We start from the raw sequence: 2,165 nt of genomic DNA on the forward strand, positions 1-2,165 counted from the left end.
CCAGTTCGAAGAAAAAGCAGCCTGAGCGCCATCATGAACGTTGCATTGGTCAAGCCCACGACCGACCACGCTGCCAGCGATATTTTCGCGGCCGCGCGGGGTCGTCTTCCGGGCAAGGGTCCCGTTGCCGAGGTTCGCGAGGCTGCCTTTGCGGAGTTCGCGCAACGCGGGCTTCCGCATCGCCGGATCGAGGAATGGAAATACACCGACCTGCGCGTGCTGTTGCGCGAGGTCGCGCCGCTTGCCGCGCGCCCCGATGCGGATGCGCTGAAGCGCGCGTCAGAGGCGCTCGCTCAAATCGAGGTGAAGGGCGGCTGCAGGCTCGTCCTGGTCGATGGCACGTTCGCGCCGGAACTGTCCGATCTCGGCGCGCTGGAAAAGGGCGTTGATGTCCGCACGCTTCACGACATGCTGGAGAGCGCCGACAACGCGACGCGCGCGGACCTGCTGCGCACCAACGCCACCACGGACGTGATGGTGTCGCTCAATGCCGCGATGGCGACCGATGGGGTCGTTGTCGGCGTTGCGGACGGCGTCGTGCTGACCAAGCCGCTGCACATCGTGCACGTCGCGACGCAATCATCCACGTCCTCGTTCACGCGTTCTCTGCTGCAAGTGGCCAAGGGTGCGCGGGTCACGCTCGTGGAGAGTTTCATCGCAGCGAACGGCGCGCAAGGCTATCAGGTGAACGACGCCGTGGTGCTGTGGGCGGGCGAGGGCGCCGATGTCCAGCACGTTCGCCTCGTCGAGGATGCGCCGGACGCCAGCAACATCTCGACCGCGATCGTGACCCTCAACGGCAGGACGCAGTACAACACCTTCAGCCTGACGACCGGTTCGGTGCTTAGCCGCTATCAGGGCTTCGTCCGCTTCGGCGGAGAGGAAGCGAATGCGTCGATCAACGGCGTCAATCTGCTGAAGGATCAGCAGCACGGCGACGCCACGCTCGTTATCGAGCACGCAGTGCCGCATTGCCAGAGCCGCGAGATATTCCGCGCGGTGGTGGACGATCGCGCGCACTCGGTGTTTCAGGGCAAGATCATCGTTCAGCCCGACGCGCAGAAGACCGACGGCAAGATGATGACGCGGGCGTTGCTGCTGTCCGATGGAGCGGAAGCCGACAACAAGCCCGAGCTTGAGATTTTCGCCGATGACGTCACCTGCGGTCACGGCGCGACGGTGGGCGCGCTCGATGAGAGCCTGCTGTTCTATCTGCGCGCGCGCGGTCTTTCGGAAAAGGAAGCGCAGGCGCTCCTGATTCAGGCGTTCATTGGCGAGGCGATCGAATCCATCGCCGACGATGGCGTGCGCGAGATCGTCATCGGAGCCGGCGAGCGGTGGCTCGCGGCGCGCGGGTAAGAGATTGTCGGAGCGTCATTGCGAGCTGACGGGTCGTCGCGAAGCGGCCGTCCGATAAAAGGCTCCGCGAAGCAACCCGGAGGTCTCGGCAGAGCCGGATTGCTTCGTCGCTTCGCTTAGAACGAAACCGGCGTTGCCGGTTTTGTTCCGGCGTCGCAATGACGGGTGCTCCCTTCGCATGGGAGAAGCCCGAGGTTCTGACGATGGATATGGAAGTAGTGACATGACCCATCCGGCGGTCGCCAACGGTTCTTATGATGTGATGCGCGTGCGTCAGGATTTTCCGGCGCTGGCGATGAAAATTTACGGCAAGCCGCTCATCTATCTCGACAACGCAGCCTCGGCGCAGAAACCGGACGCGGTGCTCGAGCGCATGACGCAGGCTTACAAGACCGAATACGCCAACGTTCATCGTGGACTGCATTATCTCGCCAACGCCGCGACCGAAGCCTATGAAGGCGGCCGCACCAGGGTTGCGCAATTCCTCAATGCGAAGCGCACCGAGGAGATCATCTTCACCCGCAACGCCACCGAAGCGATCAATCTGGTGGCGTCGTCCTGGGGCGAGCCGAACATCAAGGCCGGCGACGAGATTGTGCTCTCGATCATGGAGCATCACTCCAACATCGTGCCATGGCATTTCTTGCGCGAGCGGCATGGGGCGGTCATCAAGTGGGCGCCTGTCGATGACGACGGCAATTTTCTGATCGACGAATTCGAGAAGCTGCTGACGCCGAAGACCAAGATCGTCGCCATCACGCAGATGTCGAACGCGCTCGGCACCATCGTTCCGGTCAAGGACGTGG

The 2,165-nt window shown here is 62.9% G+C and carries 2 protein-coding genes; both read left to right on the forward strand.

All coding sequences use genetic code 11. The features are described from left to right. Positions 1 to 33 precede the first annotated feature (33 nt). Complete coding sequence (gene sufD, locus BGO16_RS04055) at positions 34 to 1,359, forward strand: Fe-S cluster assembly protein SufD (protein ID WP_292617317.1); 1,326 nt, start codon at positions 34 to 36, stop codon at positions 1,357 to 1,359. 223 nt (positions 1,360 to 1,582) lie between these two features. After that, a partial coding sequence (locus BGO16_RS04060) for an aminotransferase class V-fold PLP-dependent enzyme (protein WP_292617318.1) occupies positions 1,583 to 2,165 on the forward strand: 583 nt, incomplete at its 3' end.

It is taken from the genome of Nitrobacter sp. 62-23 (assembly GCF_001897285.1).
GTDB lineage: Bacteria > Pseudomonadota > Alphaproteobacteria > Rhizobiales > Xanthobacteraceae > Nitrobacter.